Raw genomic sequence first — 22994 nt, 5'->3', positions numbered from 1 at the left:
TTTTATCCGAAATATCTACAAATATAGCTTGTTCTTTATAAGTAAACATACTTGATAGATAGAATCTTAAAAAATAGTAACAAATATATCTACAAATAAGATCAATCTTCATTGCTAAAATTTGTAAAAAATCTCTACACTATACCAATAACCTAATCATAAGAGACACTGTGTAGAATATTCACGAAAGAGGAAGACCGATAAGTATAATTTAACTTTGGCATAGAAATATAAAATATCTATACTGGGATATTTTTATTACTTTCGTGTTAGTAAATAAAAATGATAGATCAAGCCACCATAGACCGTATAATAGATGCTGCACAAGTAGTGGATGTAGTATCTCAGTTTGTTACGCTCAAGCGTAGAGGTATAAACTATGTAGGGCTGTGTCCGTTCCACGAAGACAGAACTCCGTCATTCTACGTTTCTCCATCCAAGAATATATGTAAATGCTTTGCTTGTGGCGAAGGAGGAACCGCTGTTCACTTCATTATGAAGCATGAGCAGCTCTCTTATTTCGATGCACTACGTTATCTCGCAAAGAAGTATAACATCGAAATACAAGAGCGGGAGTTAACCGATGAGCAGAAGCAAGCTTACAACGAGCGTGAAAGCCTATTTATATTAAATGACTTTGCCCGAAATCATTTTGTAAAAACTCTGCATGAACATATCGAGGGTAAATCTGTAGGTCTAAGCTATTTTAAAGAAAGAGGATTCCGTGAAGATATTATACAGAAATTCCAACTCGGATACAGTCTCGAACAAAGAGACAGCCTCACACAGGAAGCTATAAGAAATGGCTATAAAGAAGAATTTCTTGTAAAAACAGGTCTCACTATAAAAAGTGAGAGTAACGGCGCTCTTATCGATCGTTTTCGGGGGCGAGTTATATTTCCCGTACACACGTTATCGGGGAAAGTTGTTGCTTTTGGAGGACGTATTCTAAAGAAGGCAGAGAACACAGGAAAATATGTAAATTCTCCCGAGAGTGAGATATACCACAAGGGCAGCGAACTATATGGAATATATTTTGCAAAACAAGCTATCACCAAAGCCGACTGCTGCTATCTGGTAGAGGGATACACCGACGTGATATCGATGCATCAGGCGGGTATAGAAAATGTAGTTGCATCATCAGGAACAGCACTTACTCACGGACAAATCAGGCTCATTCATCGCTTTACAGAATATGTAACTATACTCTACGATGGTGATGCTGCCGGTATAAAAGCGGCGCTGAGAGGGATAGACCTCTTGCTTGAAGAAGGAATGAAAATAAAGGTGGTACTCCTTCCTGATGGTGAAGACCCCGATTCATTTGCACGCAAACAAAATGCAGAGTCGCTGACAAAATATGTACAGGAACATGAAGTGGATTTCATACGCTTCAAAACACAATTACTATTAGATGATGCAGGCAATGACCCTATAAAGCGAGCAACCCTCATCTCCGACATAGTCAGTAGCATTGCGGTTATCCCCGACAATATTATACGCAGTGTATATATAAAAGATTGCAGTATACTACTGAATATAGACGAACGGATACTTATTCAGGAAGTAAATAAGAAAAGGCTTGCTCACCTAGAGAAGGCTCCTCAGCCGAAGATAGATCCTGAGCTATCGGCAATCAACGTTGACCTCTCACAGTCTGAAGCGCATAGAGGAAAACCCGTTGTAAAAAAGACTAACATTGATAAGTTTGAGTTAGCGATTCTCTACTTTATTGTCCGGTATGGAATGGAAATATTGATCGAAGGTGGAGAAAACAATCCTGCAACAGGCGATATGCCCACAACCGTAATAGATTGGGTAAAATTTGACTTGCAAAGAGATGGTTTTTGGTTTACAAATCCTCTGTATAAAACAATATTGGAAGATGCAATAGAACACTCGGCAAATGAATATTTCAACCCAAGTCGTTACTTTTTGGCGCATACAGACGCACATATAAGCAAAATTGCAGCCGAGCTGGTAAGCGACAGGTATCAATTGAGTAAGCTGCATATAAAACAATTCGGTGAGAATCTTAAAAAGGAAGACACCCCTCTTGCCGAAGAAAAGCATCTCTGGAAAAACGTTCCTCGTGCAGTCACCGAGTTAAAAGATGCTCATATATCTAAGCAGATGAAGGAGATCAAAGAAGATCTGGAAAAGAGACAAAAGGAGAAAGACTGGGACGGAGCTATTATCCTTATGCAAAAGCTTAAGGAAATGGACGAAATAAAAAAGATTCTGGCAAAAGAATTAGGCGAAAGAATTATTCTACGATGGTAAGTCGCGGTTGAAGTATTTATTGCCGTACCTCATCTTCACATCTCAATGCCTTTAGAAAAGGAAATGCTTAGTCACATATCTATATAAAATACGACAATAACTCTTCGCGGGGACTTAGAGTACCTTATTCTTCATCCTCGACTATAAACCAGCGCGTACTATCTTTTTCTCTTGTAGCAGCTTGTCCCGGTTGCAAATCAGGGAGTTTCTTCAATATCGGTTCCATTTCCAATATCTCGTCTACCGATACCAGATAAGCATCCTCTTCGTCATCAACTTCATCATCACCAAACAACTGCCAGTCTCCGTCCTCATCGTAGAGAACGAAAGTTATCGGAGAGCCGTTTGTTAGTACATAACTGGTTGTGAGTACCGATTTGTTTTTTTGTTCTTCTTTTAGCTTCATTGTTATATATTTTGAAAATAAAGGTAAGCATTATTTAATTAGACAAGGCCTGATTAACTCTCCTATTTATAAGCCTTAACAAAGAAGCCTTTTACACATATACATAAACTACTTATTCACAGGGGCGAAATAAAATTTCTGAGCCATTACCTTCCGCTTCTTTATTGTTTTTATCACGTCCCTATTTTGCTCTTGGAGATTGGTTTCTATCGATGACGATACAACTCTGAATATTTTTCGCAAGTAATCACTAAGCATCATTTATTAGAGAATGGTTGACACGAAGAATCAAGGATAGATAAGGACTTTTCGTTAAAACATCCTTAAAAAAGCTCAATAAAATTGCACAGGCCTTCGCTTCTTTTCCTAATTATATTTATTGGCAGTACTCTTGTACCTCCAAATAATAAGTCAAATGAAAAAATCGATAGGAATATTACTGCTTGGTATTTTATGTATATTTCAGTCATGCGAGATGATCGAATATCATCCGTACGATGGTCGCATTTCAGGGAAAACAGATATCAACAAAAAGAATATAGCGCGAATAGAGGAAACTTGTAGAAACAAAGAAAGAATACGGTTTGCGATGATTGGCGATACCCAACGATGGTATGACGAAACAGAGGCTTTTGTGAATACACTAAATAAAAGAAACGATATAGATTTCGTTATTCACGGAGGAGACGTATCAGATTTTGGGCTTACCAAAGAATTTCTATGGCAACGGGATATTCTAAACAAACTGAAAGTACCTTATGTAGTCTTATTGGGAAATCACGATTGCCTCGCAAATGGAATAGAAGTCTTTAGAAAGGTTTTTGGAGAAGAAAATTTCTCTTTCATTGCCGGAAGGACGAAATTTGTATGTTTAAACACCAATGCCTTGGAATTTGATTATTCGCTCCCTGTACCCGACTTTCAATTTATAGAACAAGAAATAAAAGACAAGAAGGATGAATACGATAAAACAGTAATGGCAATGCATGTCCGTCCTTTTTCAGAACAGTTCAACAATAATATAGCCAATGTATTTCAACGTTATATAAAAGAATTTCCGAATCTTCAATTTTGCCTCAATGCTCACGATCACAACATAGCAGTAGACGATCTCTTCGATGATGGAATAATCTATTATGGCACCCCCAATATAGCTAAAAAGAAATATTTACTATTCACATTAAATTCAGATAACACCTATGACTATGAAGTGGTCGCTTATTAAATATATATCTTTTTTATCACTCATCCTATTATTTAACCTATCCGGCTATTCTCAGAATGGCTACGAAAAACGTGTAGAAAAATATCAGAATCAGTGGGCCAATCTCATTCCTACACATATAAAATTTCAGTATGCAGGCGGGATGGGACTTATATCCATAGGAACTGGATGGGATTATGGAAAAAACAATCAATGGGAGACGGATGTGTTCTTTGGATTTCTTCCTAAATACTCAACAAAAGAAAATAAGGTAACTTTTACCTTGAAGCAAAACTTTATTCCCTGGACAAAGCCAATAGGGACAAAAGGATTCTATATCGATCCGCTAGCCTGTGGCTTGTATATCAACACTATTCTTAACGGCGATTTTTGGATAAGTGAACCCGACAAATATCCAAACGATTACTATTCGTTCTCTACAAAGATGCGGTTTAATGTCTATATAGGACAAAGGCTTACGTATAAGATTCCACACGAAAAGCGTTTTTTTGCTAAGTCTGTTACGGCCTTTTACGAACTAAGTACAAATGACTTATATCTTGCAAGTGCTTTTACGAACAAGTACCTTAAACCAAAAGACTATTTAAGATTATCGTTTGGTTTGAAGCTCCAATTCTTTTAAAAATCAATATTGGTCTTTTACAAACTTGTTTTTAGAAGACAGCTTGATCGGATTGTTGGAGAACCAATCTGTAAAGCTTTTCCATTTACTTTCATTCGCCGACTTCCACTGAAGAAATTCGGAAGGATCTCCCTGCATCAATATCCAATAGTTATAGGCTTCAAGGTGTCCGGCATTCATCAACAACTTTTGATAGTCGAGCAGTACATTTGGATATATATTCTCTATATTATTTTTATAGTAGATATTCAAAAAATTAGTGCGAATCGTACTCAATGTAGCCAAATCTAAAGTTTTGACATCCGGAAGAGACAACATAAGAATTGGTTCGTAAATACCACTACCAAAAGAGGATTCCGAATTATTTTTTAAATCTAGTCCTGCATATTTACAAAAACTGACAGACACAGCAGAGTCACTCACAATGGTGATCTCACTTTTATATGTCTCATAGAGCAACTTACTCATCTCAACCGTGCGATGTGTATTACGCTCCAGATTCATAAACAGTTCACCGTAGAGCATCCCCCATACTTCATCTTCTGTATCTAAATATATTTTAGCTGCCCAATAATAATTAGAAGGATATTTAGGATCTGCTGCGATTCCCTTCTCAAAATAAGACAGTGCAGTGTATTTTTCATCTTGAGCCATATACGCATTTCCTAATTCAAAATAAAGAGCACCTGAATCGGGAAACTTCTTTATACCTTCCTCAAAGGTCTTTATTGCACCTTCATTATTTCCTATAGAGTTATAGCAAATACCCAACATCTGGAAAAACGTATCCGAAACATCTTCATTTTCCTGTATCGGTTTCAGAATATTAATAGCCTCTTCATAATTTTCTTCGAGACAATGCGCATAAGCTATTTCGTAAGGATACACAATATTGGCCGGATCAAGCTTTTGAGCTTCCTTAAGCAGAGTGATACTTTCTTCTACTTTTCCACAGTCCATTAATTTTACTGCTTCTATTCCCTTTTGTACCGCAATATCTTTTTTGGACTGCGAAAGCAAGGGAAGAGTTGAAAGAAAGAAGATTGATGATATAATTAAGATTTTCATTTGCGTCTAGTACATGTTTTTTTATGGTGTTTAGCATAGCAAATATATAAATAAAAAAGACCGGAGATATAATTTCCGATCTTTTTTGCATTTATCTTAACGTCTATAAAACATTAATCATTAAATGTTGGCAATGAAGAGAACTCTTTCGAGTATCGAATCATTTGCTCTGCATAACCTTCTTTATAATTAATTTTCACATCTGTAATTTTACCATTGCTATCTTTCACCAATTCGAAAGTCGGGTTTACAAATCCCTTGTAAGGCTTCATATTCAAATTCTTATAACGAGCCAAAACTTCACTATGCAATTTTTGGTCTACCTTGACTGCATAATTTTCTACAATCGCTTTTGCTCCTTTAAAATCGCCTTCCGATTTTATACGTTGAATTTCAGCTAACAGATCCCCAAACAGAGTACGTAATTTATTGTAATCGTTCACTACAACGTATGTTTTTCCGTCTCTCACTTTATATTCGACTACATTGTCTGCTTTTCCTTTTTCATAAACCCATTTAGCGATCAACTGACGATTACGCATGTGTGATTCTTCGATATTCTTACCCGGCTCTATCCGCACCAACTGAGTCATAAGACCGTTCATCATAAACTTATAATACTCTGCTTTGTATGCATCAGCATTCGGTATTATGCCTAGTTCTACAAGCTTAGGATCGGCAAGGAAATAAAGACCGAACAAATCGGCACGGGCTTCTTCTATTGTCGAGCTGAATTCTCCTAATGCATTTGGATCAACCTCCGGCAACAATCTACCCGAGCCATGTCCTAAACATTCGTGAAGGTCGGTATGCAATACGTCTGTTATAAAACCATATTGCTTTACTGAGTTAACTTCATGCTCAGACCACATAAACTCATCATTAAAGCCTGTATGTGCTCCTGCAGCGTCGTAGGCCTCCATTATATTTTCTATTGTCACCGATTTTGACCCATGATCTTTCCGTATCCAATCGGCATTAGGCAGGTTGATACCGATAGGTGTTGCAGGATAACAATCTCCGCCCAGTTGAGCTACTGTAATTACTTTTGCAGATACCCCTTTCACACTTTCTTTTTTGAAACGCTTATCCACCGGAGAATGATCTTCAAACCATTGAGCATTAGTACTGATAACTTCTGTTCGTTTGGTAGCTTCTACATTCTTGAAGTTTACCACCGATTCCCAACTTGCTTTAATTCCGAGCGGATCACCATATACTTCGGTAAAACCATTTACAAAATCAACCTGAGATTTCAGATCTTCTACCCACGCTATCGCATATTCGTCAAATGTCTTTAGGTCTCCTGTTTTGTAATAAGAGATCAACTTAGTGATAACCGCTTTCTGTTGATCATTTTCAGCTACAGTTTCAGCCTTCTCTAGCCATCCTACGATTCGTTCAATGGCAGGAGAATAAAGACCTCCTACTTTCCACACATCTTCTACCAGCTTGTTTCCTTGTTTTACAAGGCGGCTGTTAAGTCCGTATGAAATCGGAGTTTGATCTGTCGTATCTTTCATAGCTCCATAGAAAGCCTGTACTTCTTTCTGAGTGACGCCTTCTCCATAATAGTTATTAGCTGAAGAAAGAATAAGGTCGTTACCTGACTGATTTACTTTCTTAGCCATCACATTCGGATCAAACATGACAGGAGTAATCACTTTTATAAATTCATCTGCACTCACAGATTCATTCCCCGAACGACGGGTTCTTGGAATCAGGTTATCGGGCAAGGCTTTAACCTGTTCGGCAAAAAACTGCTTAGAAAAGCCCGGAAGGAATTTTTCTTCTCCATAGTGGTGATGTATACCGTTAGAGAACCATACACGTTTCAGATAAACCTCAAACTCTTTATAATCGTTCGTATTCTTGTCACCTTTATAATTTTCATATATAGCTTCGAGCACACGGCGGATAGCCAAATTGTACTTATTATTTTGGTCGTAAAGAATATCACGCCCTTCGATAGCTGCCATCGATAGATAGTAGACCAGTTCCTTTTGTTGTAACGAAAGGTTATTGAACCCAGGAACGTAATAACGTAGAATTTGGAGATCGGCAAAGGCATCAACCTCATATTTAAAATCAGCAGGAACAGAGTCTGTCAATGCAGCCTCTCCATGGGATGCTTTTTGCGTTCCTCCACAGCCTGCAAACAACATTGAAAATCCTGTCATAGCAATTAATACTGTTTTTTTCATTGAGTTATATATTTATTGTTCGATAGTCTCATTATATCTATAATCTCAAAAAGGTGACAAAAGTGACACTTTTTTGATTGTTTTTACGTGTTACCTTTTCTCTTGCTCTACACTAGCTTAACCATATCTAGATAATGTTTATTCAAAAAAGTAAACGAATTACAAATATACTATGAAATAGTCTATTCTTTAAACTAAGCTTCTTTTCATTTCAACCAAAGTACTCTTCACTGCTTTTGATGAAGATAAACTTTTTTGTTCTGTTATTAGCATTAAGTCTTCAATGTAAGATTTTGGAATTCTGTAATCTATATTCATAAACGAATTATACAATCTTATATGAGCTCTATAGTCTTCTGATCTTTTTAAGTATTTCTTGATCCTCTCCATATAGAATATTATTCTTCCCGGATAGATAAGTATCAATATTAACAAAGCTTGAATTTTTACAATTAGTCGATCATAATTACTACTCAAAAGAGCTTCTATAAAAGAATAATCTATCTTTTCATTCTTATAAGTTTCGTACATATAACCTGCATAATCAAGAACGGTTAACTTCAGATAATAGCTATAACCTGAGCCAAGATATGATAAGTAATTATTTAAAAGATTAATATCATTTATCTTCAATCGTGCAGCCAAATCTATTAGACTTATCTTTAACCAGTCATCAACAGACCGAATACTTTCTTTCTTAATGAAATCAACAACATATTCTCGTTCCGTATAATTATCTATATCATACAGCTCTATTAAATCCTTTTTTTCTGAAATAAATCCATTTTCCAATATTCCTCTTATCTCCGATTTCATATAGATTATTCAATAATATTATTCTCGTATAGACTTCAAATAAAAACTATTCCTTTGTAGCATTCCAGATTATAAGGCTACATAAGCTCTATTTTAAAAAAGCTATCCGTATCTTTTCAGAGATACGGATAGATATATAAAGTACAACTATATGTCTTATCAAGCCACTCTACCCTCTCAATACAAATAACGGAGTATCTGAGTGGAACAACATCTTGCGGGAGATACTAGGACTAAACATCCGGGCAAATATATTGCGTTTGCTGGTTGTTAGTGCCAATACCTGTATTCCATCATCTTTGATATATTCGTCAAGGCTTTTCAGCATATCGGAAGTATCGATGAGTTTATAATCGAGATTCAAATTTGGATACTGCTTCGAGAAGTACGTTTTAATACCTTGAAGTTTAATTTCGTCCCACTGATCCGATTTCTTCACAGCAATATGAGTCAAAGAGATACGGATATCCTGATAAGGTTGTAATAATTTAGCTAACAAGTCGAACGAAATAAGGTCTCTTTGGCTAAAGTTTGTAAGAAATGCAATGTGTTTCACATCCTTGAAATCCTTAAACGGAGTATTCTCGGGAATAGCTATCAGCGGCACATGTGTCATTTCTATCACTTCGGCTGTTACGCTACCTATCAGGTCGGCATCCTTCTGGTCTTTCCCTCTAGTGCCCATTACGATGATTGATGGCTTATATTCCTTTGTGAATGTTACTATTTCTTCTTCAGGCAAACCTTCTCTAAGCACATAAGAGTAGTTCACTGACGGAAATTCGCCTTCAGATACTTTCTTATCGATGGTATTGCAGAGGCGTTGAATATTTTCTTTTACTTTCTCTATTATGTTTTGAAATTCCTTTTCCTCTTTCCCCTGATAGGCAAAAGCCTCTGCCATAGGAAGGGCAGTAGGATAATAAGGATTGAAATACACATGGAGTATTTTGACCTTTGCACCCAGCTCTCGAGCCAGATTGAAAGCGATACGACAAGCCTTAAGAGAGTAATCGGAGAAGTCCACAGGGATTAAAATCCTTTGTCGTCCATCATCTGTACGATATGTTTCTTCCTCATCGTAGCTAAACAAATGACGACTTTCTACAACACTTAATGCCTTAGGAAGATCAGATTCTTTTATTCGGATACGAACTCCGGCTGATACTCCGGGATTATCAAGATCTACATCATTGATATGTACTTCAATGTTCTCACCTTCCAATACATGTTTTAATATTTGGGCTTTTTCATTTGTATGAATAGCTAGTGTTACTAATTTATCTTCCATAATCGGCATATTTATATAATTTCTTGTACAAATTTTGTAATCGTTTTTTCTCAGTATTGCAAATTATCATGTTTGCAGCTAAAAACGTTCAGATATATTTGAAAAGAGATGAACACTTTCTGGCGTATTCGTCTCTCTTATTCTCTTAGGCCTCCCTTGATTCCATCATTTCTAAAGCCATATCCAAAATAGTGGTATCATCAATAGAGACATATCCTCCATCCGGGCCCGGTTCTATATGAATTCCGCAGCTTTGACCTTTTTCGTAACTATATCCGCCAAAGTAGTTCCATACAGTTTCCACCGGGAGTTCTAACTTTTCTGCTATTTGGTGTATACTTCCATCCGGTAAGGTGTCCTTAATCCTTCTTAGCTCTGCAAATCTGATAACTCTAGTCATACTCTCTAAGTTTTAAATGGTAAATGATTAGGAATATGTTCTAAAGTTATAAAATTCTTTTTTGAAAAACAATGGATTTTATGTGGGAATATTAAATACTGCGCTATAAATGGCGATCGAAATCACCAGAACCCAAATCGTGCACATTAGTATCTGAGCCCTAACTTTTGTGTAGACAGGATTTTTCAATTCTTCTTTAGGAACTTTTAAGATATACCTGCGTGAGGTTAAATAAACATAATACATAGAAATACCGACCAATGCACCCCATATTGCACCTCCAACAACGTCGGATACAAAGTGTACACCAAGGTATATTCGGGAGTACCCTGTTATGCATGCCCATAAAAGAACGGTGATTGTATAATATTTATATCTGAAAAGTAGAGATGTAAAAGCGACAATACCAAAACCATTAGCGGCATGATTGGATATAAACCCATACTTTCCTCCCCGGTAATTACGAACAGTGTCTACATAGTTCTGAAAGTCGGGATGATGGGTAGGTCTGAGACGTTCAAAAAAGGGCTTTATTAGAGAAGAAGAGACATAGTCACAAAGCACACCAACCAAAACGGCACATAGTAATAATAGAAGTGCCTCTTTCCATTTTATTTTGTAGACAAAAACACCTATTGCAACGATTGCCAGTGGAAGCCATACAAGCTTGCCGCTATATATCCACATAAAAACATCCCAATAAGAGGTATGCTGATCATTAAGCCACAAAAAGAGATTCCTCTCATAGGGTAAAATTCGTTCTACTAAACTCATTAAAATAATATTCTCATGTAAATATATAAATGGAAGAAAAGGAATCAGATTATTTCCAGTTTATCGCGCTGTATCCAGCCCACTGTACCATTATCTATTTCTACTTCAAGCCAGTTACGATCTTCTTTTGTTATCGATACCTTCGTTCCTGCGTGCAATACGGTAAGCTCTTTGCTATTTATATCGGGAGAGCTAACCATAGGAGCCGAAGCAGCCATTACTACCGCTGTGTCCCGGTATTCCAAGCGGCTCTTTTGCCTAAACGAAAACACATTGGCAAATATAACGACTATAATGAATACTATACCGGTATAGAAAGCTATTTTTTTAATCGTAATCAGTTTCGTGAAGAAGAATAACACTAAACAGCCGATCAATAAGAGAAATGAAACAACACCGATATTCGCCCAGCTATTTGAGCTAAACAGATTTTGCACTCCATTGAACCAGATGCTAAGAAAGAACGTATCAGCAACAGGAATCTTATCTTCAATCTTAGTCATAATATAATCTATATTATGCTTCGTATCCCTGTCTCCCGGATCGAGCAAATGTGCTCTTTCGTAATATAGGCGGGCTTTTGCAATTTCATTAACTCGATAATATGAGTTCCCAAGGTTATAATATAATTCTGCAGACTCTAACCCTTGTTTCTTTTGTTCATTCTTTTCGTTTTCGAGCAAATCTATTGCTTTGCGAAAGTCTCCGCTATTGTATAACTCGTTCGCTTTATCAAATACAGTATTATCACCGCCCTTATTGTCTGCAATCGTAGCAGAAGGCTTGACTGTTGCACTATCTACTTTTACACTGGCCGTATCTTGCGCATACGACGATATAACGAATACAAAAAGGAAGAATAAGTATGATAATATGACTCGTTTCATCTCACGCATCATTATTTTATTTTTTTGATTGTATTTTCCATTTTACCGATAGCATCTACCGTGTCGTTATAGAGCTTATCCATCGCATCGTCCGATTCTGACGGAGCATAACGTGCAAACTCTCCGGTATCGAGTATATTTATAAACGTTCCTATAATATCGTCTCCAACTCCATATTTGCGAAGCTCTGTTTCAATATTCTCTCTATTGAGATCAGCCACCGGAATAGTCAGTTTATCGCTGAGATATCCCCACACTGCACGAAGTATCTCTTCGTAGAAATTATCTTTTTTGTGAGTAAGCAAATATTGTTTAGCCAGTTTCAGACGTTTAGTCGCAACTTTATTTGCCTTCTTGGTACGCATCAGGGCTATATCTGCATTTGCCTGTATTTGCTTCCTATATACTATCGAGAATATAATAAATAATGCAAGCGGGATGAGATAGCAAAGAACATAGGAAAGAGAGCCTACAAAGAAGTCGTTCGGATTCTTAAATGAGTAGCTGCCTGTTTTTATATAGCGTATATCCTGATTTATCTCCAGTTCTTTCTGATTAGAATAACTTGTTGATACATTCTTTCCTGCATTCGGATCTTTATCCACTTCCAATTCGTAAGATGGAGAAGATACCGTTTTGTAAGTATTGGTACGTGTATCGAAATATGAAAATTCGATAGGAGGAATAGTAAATTTACCCGGATAACGAGGGATAAACATATATTCTATCGTCTTTGTACCCGACAAACCGTTCTCAGTCAACTTATAATCGTTTTTCACCTGAGGATCGTAAGTCTCTATATCCTTAGGGAATTTTATTTCCGGATTCTTTATAAGCTTCAGGTTACCTGTACCCGAAATATTTAGCTTGATGGTTACAGCATCGTTAGCTTTTACTTTCTGTGAAGAAATAGTAGGCGTAAACGTAAATGCACCCACTGCTCCCGAAAAGTTAGCCGGTTTATCTTGTAACGGAAGAGCCGAAATATCGACAGTAACAGGTGTTGTTTTCAATATCTTCTTAGCTTCTGTCATCACATCCTGAGGTCCGAAGAAGGTCTGTACTTTACGTCCTGAGGAAACCTCAAAAACAATCTCCATCGTTCCCGAAGGAATGGTTATCTTGCCCGAGCGTTGGGGAAACAACAAGGTCTTCTTTACATCTATTGCCATGTAGTTTCGACCTTTATAATGCTCAGCTGTCATTTGTCGGTTTGTGGCCATATCAAAATCCTCTGTCATGAAGCCTTCAAATTCAGGGAATTGTATTTTACCAACATCTCTGATATTAAGTACGGTATAGAATCGGAATGTTACTACAACAGCTTCCTGTTCTTTTACTTTAGTTTTAGAGAATATGGCTCTTACAAAGGCATCATCAGGACTCACATTTCCTTCTTTTGATGTCTGGGTAATAACTTGAGGATTACGTCCCGGCTGTTGAGGCTGTGCGTTCTTATCGGGTGGCAATACTTTTATTTGAGCCGTCCCCGACCTATAATTCTTACCATTAGCCTTAATTGACGCAGCAGGTAGTGTAAATGTCCCCTCAGCATTAGCCATCAGCACATAGGTGAAAGTTGTATTGCTCTCAGAGCTAACTTTCCCATTGATATTAGAAGAGCTATAAACCTGAGACACAGAAGGTCCGAAAAGAATATCAAATCCTCTTATCTCATCAGGAATCTGGATGTTGTTTCCACTCCCTCCTTTCAATATATATTGCAGTTGTATCTGAGCTCCTTTTACGGTAGACGCAGGAGCATTGATGACAAACGAGATGTCATCGGCCAATATTTTTGAAACACTTATGAGTAATAATATCAATAAAAACGAACACCTCTTCATTACTCTCTCAATTTATTTTTCTAAAGATTATCACAAAAGTAATATTTTTACTTTATATAGCTTTCAAGTCTTGAACACGTATAACCACCGAATCTATTTTCAGCACCTTGTCGTTAGTCACCGACTCGTCGTATACATCACCCCAAATATCTCTTACTTTACGTCCCGTAGGAGTCGAATACTGAACAGTCACTGAACCCTCGGGCAATACCATTTCTCCGATTTTGCGAGGTTGCAAGAGTAGTTTTCGCATTTCCACTACTTTATATGTTTTTCCGTTTATCACTTCTTCAGAAAATGACTGTCTCAAACGGGTTATATCACTTGAATAGAAATCATTCAGATACGGAAAGTCTACATCCACGATCTTATATATATCCTTCGTTGTATACAGACGATAAGAGAGGGTTAGCGTATCCGAGAGGTTAACACTGGTCTTGGAGGCTACCACTTTTAGAAAAGCATCTACATCCTTCACCTTAGCTATATTCTCTTCCAGTGATCGTACTTCTATCTTTAAACTTTCCGATTTATACTTCTTACCATCGAGATTCACTTCTGCCTGTGGCAAAGAAAACTTACCCTTTTCGGGTGCACGAAGTATATAGGTTGATGTAGCCGAAAAAGACTGTACCCTCTTCCCTTTTTTAAACACGGTAGAACTTGATGCGGACAAAGAAGGCCCGTAAAGAATTTCAAACCCATTCATATTTTTGATGATTACAGGTTCTTTCACTTCCTTATCACTTTCCACAATATAAGCGACTGTAAACTGCTCTCCGACAGTTACCGTTTCAGGTGCTTTTATCCTCACTTTGTTCTCCTGTCCTACTAAAGAGATATAAAAAGATAAGGCGAAGAACAAAACTAAAAGCCGATGAAATGAGAGAATATTACTTCTTTTCATTATTACCAGTCTTTATTCTGCTTTCTGTTATTTTCATTCTTTTGCTTGCGTTCCTGAGCCTTCGCTTGGTTTACGCGTTCTTGAGTATTTTTTTCGTCTTGCTCTATAGCTTGCAACATCTGCTGCATATTGTCTTGCGACATTTGATTTTGATCCTTCTGATCTTTTTGGTCTTGTTTCTGATCCTTGTTCTGGTTCTGGTCTTGGTTTTGATCTTTATTTTGGTCTTGTTTTTGATCTTTGTTCTGATCTTTATTTTGATCCTTATTCTGATCTTCGTTTTGTCGGTCTTGTATCATTTTCTGTACAACAGCCAGATTATAACGTGTATTGTCATCCTTCGGATTCAAACGCAATGCGTTCTTATACGCTTCCATCGACATTTTCAGGTTATCCGCCTGCTGCTGTTGGGGTTGTTGGGGTTGCTGCCCCTGAGATACGGGAGCTTGTTGGCCTTGTCCTTTTTCATTTGCTTTCTTTTTCAAGAAAGTGTTTCCCATATTACTCCAAGCAGCACTCATCTTGATGGGATTCTGATTCTCCAATGTGAGATAATGTTGATACTCTTTCAAAGCATCATCCCATTTTTGTTGTTTGTAATATGCATTTGCAAGATTGAATGAAGCTTCTTTAGATGCGGCATCATCTTTCAATGCTTTGTGATATTCGGCTTCGGCAGCACCGTATCGTTGGTCTTTATATGCCTTATTACCTGAACGAACGGCCTTGCGTGCTTCTTTCTGAGCCGATAAACTAACTGCGATCAGGGTAAAAAGTGTTATAAATATAATTTTTTTCATTTCGTCGATATTCAATTATGATGTCATTTCAAAACAAAGTAATAAATCTTATATCTCTCCGACTAAGCTCTTCGTTAAATTAGCATGACAAAAAACGTGCATTACTTATCTTACTTAAACAACCTTATATTTCTGAATATTCTATTCTTCTTTTCGAAGATACAAATCTCTACAAAGAGTAAAACCAATAGAGCCCATGCAAAAATCTGGTATTTTTCGTCATATTCAGAATATGCGATACCATCTATTTCCTTCTTCTGTAGTTTATCCAGTTCTGCCTGCAAGCTTTTCAGCGCACTGTTAGAATTATCAGCATGCGCATACAATCCTTCTCCGGCTTTGGCTATCTGACGGCACATTTCTTCATTAAGCTTGGTAACTACGGGTTGCCCTTGTGTGTCTCTTTTTATGTCTCGTGAATTTTCAGCTTCGGGAATCATTGCACCCTCTGCCGTTCCTATTCCTACTACATTCACATGCACGCCTTTACTCGCAGCACGGGCAGCAGCCTCTTCTGCATTACCCTCATGCCCCTCTCCATCTGTGATAAGCACAATAGCTTTATCTATATCCGCATCGTTAGAAAAGCAACTCATGCTCATATCTATAGCGCTACCAATGGCAGTACCCTGCACAGGCACAAGACTCGGATTGATAGTTTCGAGGAACAACTTCGCCGATTGGTTATCAGGTGTCAGAGGTAACTGTATAAATGCCTCTCCTGCAAAAACAACAATTGCTACCTTATCATTCTTACGTTCATCGATGATACGAGTCAATATTTGCTTTGCCTTTACCAATCGGCTCGGGCTGATATCTTCCGCCATCATCGAATTAGAAACGTCTATAGCAATTACCAGCTCTATCCCTTTTTTATCGACTTTCTCAACCTTTGTTCCAAATTGCGGACGAGCCAAAACGATGATACCAAATCCTACAGCAACCATCGTTATCCAAAATTTAAGATAAGAACGTTTTAACGATAGTTCCGGCATCATTTTCTTCACCAAAGACAATGTCCCCAGCTTTTCCACACTTTTACGTTTAGCTATATTCAATAAGATAAAGCCAACGACAAATAACGGTATGGCAAGGAACAAATATAGGAATTCGGGATTTGCAAACTTAAATACACTCATAATTAATGCTTACACTTATTTTATTTATGGAATATTTCTCAACCATGTACGTCGCAGAATAAGTTCTCCTCCAATCAGCGCTAAAGCTATAATTGCAAAAGGCAAATAAAGCTCTTTACGCTTTGTCACAGTATTTACACTTATATGAGACTTTTCCATTTGATCTATTTCGTCATATATGCCACTCAAACTGGTATTGTCTGTAGCACGGAAGTACGAACCTCCCGTTTTAGAGGCTATCTCGGTCAATGTGCGTTCGTCAAAGTCGCCCGATACATTCATCGATTGCATTCCGTACGGAGTCATGACACGTGCCACTGACGTTCCTCTCGAACCTATACCAATCGTGTAAACACGTATTCCGTATGATGCGGCCAGCTCGGCAGCGGTTAACGGTGCAATCTGCCCCGCATTGTTAGAACCGTCTGTCAGCAGGATAACAACACGAGATTTTGACTGACTGTCTTTCAACCTGTTTACGGAATTGGCTAGTCCCAACCCTATGGCTGTACCATCTTCTATCATTCCGAATTTAACTTCGCTCAATAAGTTGAGAAGTACCCGGTGGTCTGTAGTCAAGGGACATTGAGTAAAACTCTCGCCCGCAAATATGACCAAACCGATACGGTCGCTTTGCCTGTCGTTGATAAATTCGGATGCAACTTTTTTTGCAGCCTCCAAACGAGTTGGAGAGAAGTCATTCGCCATCATGGTTCCTGATATATCCAGTGCCATAATAATGTCTATCCCTTCCGACTTGGATATATCTGAAGAATTGACACTCTGAGGTCTTGCCAACACTATTATAACAAGGGCAATAGCAATTACCCTCAACAAAAAGGGAAAGTGACGCATATATACCCTCAGTGTCGACGGTGCTTTTTCGAATGCATAGCCAGAAGACAACTTGAATGTAGCCTGCATTTTCCTTAGCTTAAAGATATACCACCCAATAAGAGGTATAAGCAATAAGAGTAAGTATAAATATTTCGGATTGGCATATTCCATTTCTGTATCTTTTAGCTTTGTTTATTATTCATATTTTGATTTCCTGTTGCACTTGTTGCTCCCTGCGCTTCTTTTCCTTCCTTCTGCTCTTCGAGAGTAGGTCTTTCTTCTATCTTGGTCTGATTTACAAACAAGAATGCATTAACCAAACTAAGGTCGTTTTCATCGGCAAAAGGCGTATATTTTGCAAACTTCACCAGATCGGATAGTTTCAGGATTTGAGCAAGTCCGTCTGTGGCAGATTTTGTATCTGTAACTAGATGAACAGCTGCAATAATATCGTCCGATATCATTTCGGGAGCAGCAATATCAAAGCGGCGACCAATATACTTACGGAGGATATCCGTCAACTCGGTATAATACTCTTTTTCCATCCCTCGCTGCCACATTTTCGAGTCCTTGAGTTTATCAAGACCCTGCAATGCTTCGACGTGAGGAGGTAATACAATTTTAGGAGTAAAGTAATATCCTTTTTTCTTTTTCCTGTAATAGAGATAAATTAAGGCAGCGATCAATAATATAATAAGAGATGCCAAGAAAAGTATATACAAGTATTCCAAATAATCGAGCCATACAAATGGAGGAGATTGGACATCCTTAATATCGTTTATCTGAAGCTTGGCAAAATCGATAGAGTCAGTCTCATGATTTTTCAATCGTTCGAGATATGCCAACGTAGAGTCGGACAGTTGCGGAGCAGATACTTTGAGCCCAAAATCATTTGTCTTCAGGGTATCTATGCCATCTATCACCATCATATAAGGTATATGATACAGCGTAGAGTCGAATGAGGTAACAATGTATTTCTGATTGATAGTCATCACCTCAGTCATTGTTGTATCCGGCTTCAACATCGCGAGAACCTCTACCCCCCTGATTAATGTGTCCTTGTAGGCAGGGAAAATAATATTCTTCCCTTTGGGGGCAATAACTTCTACATTTATAACTGCCTGCTCACCAATCAAGATATCCGACGGCTGTATAGTTGCCCTTACGGTCGACTTTTGTGCATGAAGCGCAAAACTCAAACAGAAGAATAAGCTAAGCAGTATTATATTTTTCAATTTCAACATATATCAATGTATCGATTTTATTTTCAACTTCTCTTTTTAAATAAAGCCAACAATGCTTTCACATAATCTTCATCGGTACGCACCGATACACTGTCCACCTTGCTGCGATTGAATGAGGTCTGCATACTATCCTGTTGTTTCTGCCACCAATCTTTATACGTCTGCCTTACCTTACGAGACGATGTGTCGATCCAATGTTCGCTTCCGGTCTCTGCATCCAGTATCTTCATAAGACCAACGCTAGGCAACTGAGTTTCGAGAGAATCGTATACCTGCAACGCAACAATATCGTGTTTACGGTTTGCTATCGTAAGCGCATTGTAGTAATCTTTGACATCAATAAAGTCGGATATCATAAAGGTTGTACACCTCTTTTTTATAGCATTCGTCAAAAACTTCAGAGCCATTCCCATATCAGTTTTGGGACTTTCTGCCTGAAAGTTGATCAATTCGCGGATAATGTACAGAATATGTTTCTTCCCTTTCTTTGGAGGGATGAATTTTTCGATCTTATCAGAAAAGAAGATTACTCCGATCTTATCGTTATTTTGTATAGCAGAAAAAGCCAGAGTAGCAGCAATTTCGGTTACGACATCTCTCTTTACAGAAAGGTGTGTACCAAAATCCTGACTGGCGGAAACATCGACAAGCAACATAACGGTAAGCTCTCGTTCTTCTTCGAAGACCTTTACATAAGGCTTGTTGTATCGTGCTGTTACATTCCAGTCTATATCGCGGATATCGTCCCCATACTGATATTCTCGCACTTCTGAAAAAGCCATACCACGCCCCTTAAAAGCAGAGTGATACTGACCGGCAAAAATATTGCGGGATAATCCACGGGTTTTAATCTCTATCTGACGTACTTTCTTTAATAATTCGCTTGTTTCCATCTTGTTCAGTTAACAGTTATCAGTTAACAGTCAACAATTATTAAATTTTATTTATTCGAGTTATCTTTAATATAGAGTATAACATTTTAGCTATTTCATCAGCATCTTCATGCACGTCATTAAAAGTATCAGGAGAAATATATCCGGTATCTTTAAGTAAAGAAAGCCAATATTTAGTCTCCAATATTTCCTTATATGCTATACTGATTTTAGCTGAAAAATCCGAATCCGAAATAGCGCCGTTGGCTTCTGCTATATTAGCTCCGACAGAAGTTCCTGCTCTCAACAGTTGTTTTGATAGAACAAACTCTTGTTTATCTTTTAAGAACTTATAAGCATTTACAATTCTTATTGCAAAAGAATAAGCTTTTTCGTATACAAGACTGTTTGTTATCATTTCAGTTTATTACATTGCTAACTGCACTCTGTTAACTGTTGACTGTGATCAATTACGGAACTTCAATCTTATTTAAGATTTCACTTATTATTTCATCTGATGTAGTATTATTTGCCTCAGCTTCGTATGTCAAGCCGATACGGTGACGCAATACATCATGACATACAGCACGTATATCTTCAGGTATCACGTATCCTCTGCGTTTGATAAAAGCATAAGCTCTTGAAGCAAGGGCAAGGCTGATAGATGCACGTGGCGAAGCTCCGAACCCGATCATACCTTTCAAAGACGCCAGCCCGTTATCTTCAGGGAAACGAGTAGCAAATACTATATCTACAATATATTTCTCAATTTTTTCGTCCAAATAAACATCACGAACCACTTCACGGGCACTTATGATTTCTTCGGCTTTCATTACCGGCTGAAGGCTACCATAATCTCCGGCAAGGTTATTTCTGAGGATCAATTTTTCTTCTTCTTTCTTCGGATAGTTAATCACCACCTTCAGCATGAAACGGTCAACCTGAGCTTCAGGAAGCGGATAAGTACCTTCTTGCTCAATCGGGTTCTGTGTAGCCATTACAAGAAAAGGAGACGGCAGCTTGTAGGTTTTCTCTCCGATAGTAACCTGACGCTCTTGCATAGCCTCAAGCAAAGCACTTTGCACTTTTGCCGGAGCACGGTTAATTTCATCGGCTAATACAAAGTTAGAGAATACAGGCCCATGTTTCACTAAGAATTCTTCAGTTTTCTGGCTATAGATCATTGTTCCCACCACATCGGCCGGAAGCAAATCGGGAGTAAACTGAATACGACTATATTTAGCATCAATAAGTGACGCCAAAGACTTTATTGCCAACGTTTTTGCGAGACCGGGAACACCTTCCAGCAATATATGTCCATCAGCGAGCAGACCGATAAGCAACGACTCTACCAGATGCTTTTGGCCCACAATAACCCGATCCATTCCCATTGTGAGTGATTCGACGAATGAACTTTTGCTTTGAATTCTTTCGGTAAGCTCCCGAATATCAACATGTGCCATATTTTTCTTCTATTTTGAGTTTATATTGATCTTCATTTTTAGTAAGCACGACAAAAATAGAAATGTTAAATCTTAAAAGCGATAATTCGGAGTTAAAAAAAATTAAGCAGAATGAAGTATTTAAAGGCCTAGAAATAAATATCAAAAAGCAGATATAACATAAATCAACTTTTTATATTTCCATTCCTTAATTGTGATCTAACAATCATAACACTACAAAAACATTATCTTCGGATACGCATTGTACAAAAAGAACTATAGCCAAGCTAAAGATTTACCCTTTGATCTTAAAAATATAATATAGAAAATAGAGAAGTACATTCTCATTTTAATCACCTATAAAATGAGTGAGCTAAAGTTTTATCTTTTTTGCAAATTCGGATTAACAAATCTTCGGGTTAAATTAATATTCTGTCAAATTTTACTATAATTTCATTTTTTCATAAAATATCTCTCACAGAATTTAGTATATTTGTATCACTTTTTAAAATGGGCGGCAGCCCCTAACAAAGCATTGATAATCAATAATATTATTTATATTTAACTAAAACAAATCATGATTACAATTGACAAATTCAACTTTGCAGGCAAAAAAGTCTTTGTACGAGTTGATTTCAATGTGCCTCTAGATGCACAATTCAACATCACAGATGACACTCGTATTCGTGCGGCTATGCCTACCCTAAAAAAGATCGTAGCTGATGGTGGTAGCCCAATTATAGCATCTCACCTTGGTCGTCCAAAAGGAGTAGAAGAAAAATATTCATTGAAACATATTCTTGCTCACGTATCTAAACTTCTTGGTGTAGATGTACAGTTTGCAAACGATTGTGTAGGTGAAGATGCCGGAGTAAAAGCTGCTGCCCTTCAACCTGGAGAAGCATTATTGCTCGAAAATCTTCGTTTCTATGCCGAAGAAGAAGGCAAACCTCGTGGTTTGGCAGAAGATGCAAGCGATGAAGAAAAAGCTGCTGCAAAAAAAGCTATAAAAGAAAGCCAAAAAGAGTTCACTAAAACACTAGCTTCTTATGCGGATGTTTATGTAAACGATGCTTTTGGTACAGCTCACCGTGCACATGCTTCTACTGCTCTTATTGCAGATTACTTCGATGCTGAACACAAAATGTTTGGCTACCTAATGCAGAAAGAAATTGACGCTGTAGAAAAAGTATTGAAAGATACAGCACGTCCGTTTACTGCTATTATTGGTGGTGCTAAGGTTTCTTCAAAAATCGACATCATTGAAAACCTATTGGATAAAGTAAACAATCTTGTTATTGGTGGTGGTATGGCATTTACTTTCATCAAAGCAGCAGGTGGTAAGATCGGAAATTCTCTTGTAGAAAATGACAAGCTAGACCTAGCTAACGAAATTGTAGCCAAAGCTAAAGCGAATGGCGTACAATTAGTAATAGCAAGTGATGCTAAAATAGCCGATGCTTTCAGCAACGACGCTAATACTGAAATATCAGAAGCTAACGCTATCCCTGACGGATGGATGGGATTAGATATAGGTCCTAAAGGCGAAAAAGAAATTGCAGATGTACTTATGGCTTCAAAAACTATTCTTTGGAATGGTCCTGTAGGTGTATTTGAGTTCGACAACTTCGCTCAAGGAACAAAAGTAACTGCTGAAGCTGTTGCTGCTGCTACCAAAGCCGGAGCTTTCTCGCTTGTAGGTGGTGGTGACTCTGTTGCTGCTGTAAATAAGTTCAACCTTGCAGATGAGGTATCTTATGTTTCTACAGGTGGTGGTGCTCTACTTGAATTCATCGAAGGCAAAGTTCTTCCGGGAATCAAAGCAATCAGAGGATACTAAGATTTTGAGTAATCAAATAAAATATGTAAAGTCCGTATAATATTATACGGACTTTTTTTATCTTTATTCTAAAATAACTAAAACAAATGC

Annotated in this window: 21 protein-coding genes; 4 read left to right on the top strand and 17 right to left on the bottom strand. The window is 37.7% G+C overall.

Going from position 1 to position 22994, the window contains the following annotated elements; translation table 11 throughout:
• Window positions 1-282 precede the first annotated feature (282 nt).
• A complete protein-coding gene (dnaG, locus tag B3P17_RS11440) occupies window positions 283-2283 on the top strand; it encodes a DNA primase (protein ID WP_252638263.1) in 2001 nt (666 codons plus the stop codon).
• 124 nt (window positions 2284-2407) lie between these two features.
• Here dnaG and B3P17_RS11435 read toward each other — a convergent pair whose 3' ends face one another.
• Window positions 2408-2689, bottom strand: coding sequence for a hypothetical protein (locus B3P17_RS11435; protein ID WP_006844569.1), 282 nt, complete (start codon window positions 2687-2689; stop codon window positions 2408-2410).
• A 415-nt stretch (window positions 2690-3104) separates the two neighbouring features.
• Here B3P17_RS11435 and B3P17_RS11430 point away from each other — a divergent pair, with 415 nt between their 5' ends.
• Both B3P17_RS11430 and B3P17_RS11425 read left to right on the top strand, forming a co-directional pair.
• Window positions 3105-3914, top strand: a complete 810-nt coding sequence (locus tag B3P17_RS11430) for a metallophosphoesterase family protein (protein ID WP_252638265.1) — start codon at window positions 3105-3107, stop codon at window positions 3912-3914.
• The gene (locus B3P17_RS11425; RefSeq protein WP_252638266.1) at window positions 3895-4536 is read left to right on the top strand and encodes a hypothetical protein; all 642 of its coding nucleotides are present in this window, start codon (window positions 3895-3897) and stop codon (window positions 4534-4536) included. Before B3P17_RS11430 ends, B3P17_RS11425 begins: the two co-directional genes overlap by 20 nt.
• A gap of 3 nt (window positions 4537-4539) precedes the next feature.
• Here B3P17_RS11425 and B3P17_RS11420 read toward each other — a convergent pair whose 3' ends face one another.
• The 16 genes from B3P17_RS11420 to B3P17_RS11345 form a co-directional block, all read right to left on the bottom strand.
• Complete coding sequence (locus tag B3P17_RS11420) at window positions 4540-5604, bottom strand: tetratricopeptide repeat protein (protein ID WP_252638267.1); 1065 nt, start codon at window positions 5602-5604, stop codon at window positions 4540-4542.
• A gap of 113 nt (window positions 5605-5717) precedes the next feature.
• A complete protein-coding gene (locus B3P17_RS11415) occupies window positions 5718-7808 on the bottom strand; it encodes a dipeptidyl peptidase 3 (RefSeq protein ID WP_252638268.1) in 2091 nt (696 codons plus the stop codon).
• Between the two features lie 189 nt (window positions 7809-7997).
• The gene (locus B3P17_RS11410) at window positions 7998-8624 is read right to left on the bottom strand and encodes a hypothetical protein (RefSeq protein ID WP_252638269.1); all 627 of its coding nucleotides are present in this window, start codon (window positions 8622-8624) and stop codon (window positions 7998-8000) included.
• A gap of 169 nt (window positions 8625-8793) precedes the next feature.
• Complete coding sequence (locus tag B3P17_RS11405; protein ID WP_006844563.1) at window positions 8794-9915, bottom strand: universal stress protein; 1122 nt, start codon at window positions 9913-9915, stop codon at window positions 8794-8796.
• A 145-nt stretch (window positions 9916-10060) separates the two neighbouring features.
• Window positions 10061-10315 (bottom strand): DNA-binding protein, encoded by a 255-nt coding sequence (locus tag B3P17_RS11400; RefSeq protein WP_135103488.1) that lies wholly within the window; start codon window positions 10313-10315, stop codon window positions 10061-10063.
• Window positions 10316-10393: 78 nt separating this feature from the next.
• Window positions 10394-11089, bottom strand: coding sequence for a phosphatase PAP2 family protein (locus tag B3P17_RS11395; RefSeq protein ID WP_252638270.1), 696 nt, complete (start codon window positions 11087-11089; stop codon window positions 10394-10396).
• A gap of 44 nt (window positions 11090-11133) precedes the next feature.
• Complete coding sequence (locus B3P17_RS11390) at window positions 11134-11976, bottom strand: tetratricopeptide repeat protein (RefSeq protein ID WP_252638271.1); 843 nt, start codon at window positions 11974-11976, stop codon at window positions 11134-11136.
• An 11-nt stretch (window positions 11977-11987) separates the two neighbouring features.
• Entirely contained in the window at window positions 11988-13823 is a 1836-nt protein-coding gene (locus B3P17_RS11385; RefSeq protein ID WP_252638272.1) for a BatD family protein, read from the bottom strand.
• 52 nt (window positions 13824-13875) lie between these two features.
• Entirely contained in the window at window positions 13876-14730 is an 855-nt protein-coding gene (locus tag B3P17_RS11380) for a BatD family protein (RefSeq protein WP_252638273.1), read from the bottom strand.
• Between the two features lie 2 nt (window positions 14731-14732).
• Window positions 14733-15530 carry a tetratricopeptide repeat protein gene (locus tag B3P17_RS11375; RefSeq protein WP_252638274.1) on the bottom strand — a complete coding sequence of 266 codons (798 nt, stop codon included), beginning with the start codon at window positions 15528-15530 and terminating at the stop codon, window positions 14733-14735.
• A 110-nt stretch (window positions 15531-15640) separates the two neighbouring features.
• On the bottom strand, window positions 15641-16669 hold the full coding sequence (locus tag B3P17_RS11370) for a vWA domain-containing protein (protein ID WP_252638275.1): 1029 nt from the start codon (window positions 16667-16669) through the stop codon (window positions 15641-15643).
• 24 nt (window positions 16670-16693) lie between these two features.
• A complete protein-coding gene (locus tag B3P17_RS11365) occupies window positions 16694-17677 on the bottom strand; it encodes a vWA domain-containing protein (protein WP_006844555.1) in 984 nt (327 codons plus the stop codon).
• Between the two features lie 11 nt (window positions 17678-17688).
• Window positions 17689-18750, bottom strand: coding sequence for a hypothetical protein (locus B3P17_RS11360; RefSeq protein ID WP_006844554.1), 1062 nt, complete (start codon window positions 18748-18750; stop codon window positions 17689-17691).
• 23 nt (window positions 18751-18773) lie between these two features.
• A complete protein-coding gene (locus tag B3P17_RS11355) occupies window positions 18774-19643 on the bottom strand; it encodes a DUF58 domain-containing protein (RefSeq protein ID WP_252638276.1) in 870 nt (289 codons plus the stop codon).
• Between the two features lie 40 nt (window positions 19644-19683).
• On the bottom strand, window positions 19684-20040 hold the full coding sequence (locus tag B3P17_RS11350) for a four helix bundle protein (protein WP_135103474.1): 357 nt from the start codon (window positions 20038-20040) through the stop codon (window positions 19684-19686).
• A gap of 52 nt (window positions 20041-20092) precedes the next feature.
• Window positions 20093-21085: an AAA family ATPase gene (locus B3P17_RS11345; protein ID WP_135103472.1), complete on the bottom strand. Its 993-nt coding sequence runs from the start codon at window positions 21083-21085 to the stop codon at window positions 20093-20095.
• A 556-nt stretch (window positions 21086-21641) separates the two neighbouring features.
• On the opposite strand from B3P17_RS11345, the gene B3P17_RS11340 reads away from it, so the two are divergent.
• Complete coding sequence (locus B3P17_RS11340) at window positions 21642-22904, top strand: phosphoglycerate kinase (protein WP_252638277.1); 1263 nt, start codon at window positions 21642-21644, stop codon at window positions 22902-22904.
• Window positions 22905-22994: the final 90 nt, after the last annotated feature.

The organism is Dysgonomonas sp. UBA7630, assembly GCF_002483985.1.
Lineage (GTDB): Bacteria > Bacteroidota > Bacteroidia > Bacteroidales > Dysgonomonadaceae > Dysgonomonas.
The sequence above is the reverse complement of the archived record's forward strand: the minus strand, read 5'-3'. Positions and strand labels throughout refer to the sequence as shown.

Bases quoted from the DNA above. Each gene is read 5' to 3' on its own strand.
- B3P17_RS11375 (WP_252638274.1), bottom strand. From the start codon at position 15,530: ATGAAAAAAATTATATTTATAACACTTTTTACCCTGATCGCAGTTAGT.
- B3P17_RS11340 (WP_252638277.1), top strand. From the start codon at position 21,642: ATGATTACAATTGACAAATTCAACTTTGCAGGCAAAAAAGTCTTTGTA.
- dnaG (WP_252638263.1), top strand. From the start codon at position 283: ATGATAGATCAAGCCACCATAGACCGTATAATAGATGCTGCACAAGTA.
- B3P17_RS11425 (WP_252638266.1), top strand. From the start codon at position 3,895: ATGAAGTGGTCGCTTATTAAATATATATCTTTTTTATCACTCATCCTA.
- B3P17_RS11395 (WP_252638270.1), bottom strand. From the start codon at position 11,089: ATGAGTTTAGTAGAACGAATTTTACCCTATGAGAGGAATCTCTTTTTG.
- B3P17_RS11415 (WP_252638268.1), bottom strand. From the start codon at position 7,808: ATGAAAAAAACAGTATTAATTGCTATGACAGGATTTTCAATGTTGTTT.
- B3P17_RS11350 (WP_135103474.1), bottom strand. From the start codon at position 20,040: ATGATAACAAACAGTCTTGTATACGAAAAAGCTTATTCTTTTGCAATA.
- B3P17_RS11400 (WP_135103488.1), bottom strand. From the start codon at position 10,315: ATGACTAGAGTTATCAGATTTGCAGAGCTAAGAAGGATTAAGGACACC.
- B3P17_RS11420 (WP_252638267.1), bottom strand. From the start codon at position 5,604: ATGAAAATCTTAATTATATCATCAATCTTCTTTCTTTCAACTCTTCCC.
- B3P17_RS11345 (WP_135103472.1), bottom strand. From the start codon at position 21,085: ATGGCACATGTTGATATTCGGGAGCTTACCGAAAGAATTCAAAGCAAA.
- B3P17_RS11370 (WP_252638275.1), bottom strand. From the start codon at position 16,669: ATGAGTGTATTTAAGTTTGCAAATCCCGAATTCCTATATTTGTTCCTT.
- B3P17_RS11390 (WP_252638271.1), bottom strand. From the start codon at position 11,976: ATGAAACGAGTCATATTATCATACTTATTCTTCCTTTTTGTATTCGTT.
- B3P17_RS11360 (WP_006844554.1), bottom strand. From the start codon at position 18,750: ATGTTGAAATTGAAAAATATAATACTGCTTAGCTTATTCTTCTGTTTG.
- B3P17_RS11355 (WP_252638276.1), bottom strand. From the start codon at position 19,643: ATGGAAACAAGCGAATTATTAAAGAAAGTACGTCAGATAGAGATTAAA.
- B3P17_RS11430 (WP_252638265.1), top strand. From the start codon at position 3,105: ATGAAAAAATCGATAGGAATATTACTGCTTGGTATTTTATGTATATTT.
- B3P17_RS11380 (WP_252638273.1), bottom strand. From the start codon at position 14,730: ATGAAAAGAAGTAATATTCTCTCATTTCATCGGCTTTTAGTTTTGTTC.
- B3P17_RS11365 (WP_006844555.1), bottom strand. From the start codon at position 17,677: ATGGAATATGCCAATCCGAAATATTTATACTTACTCTTATTGCTTATA.
- B3P17_RS11435 (WP_006844569.1), bottom strand. From the start codon at position 2,689: ATGAAGCTAAAAGAAGAACAAAAAAACAAATCGGTACTCACAACCAGT.
- B3P17_RS11405 (WP_006844563.1), bottom strand. From the start codon at position 9,915: ATGGAAGATAAATTAGTAACACTAGCTATTCATACAAATGAAAAAGCC.
- B3P17_RS11385 (WP_252638272.1), bottom strand. From the start codon at position 13,823: ATGAAGAGGTGTTCGTTTTTATTGATATTATTACTCATAAGTGTTTCA.
- B3P17_RS11410 (WP_252638269.1), bottom strand. From the start codon at position 8,624: ATGAAATCGGAGATAAGAGGAATATTGGAAAATGGATTTATTTCAGAA.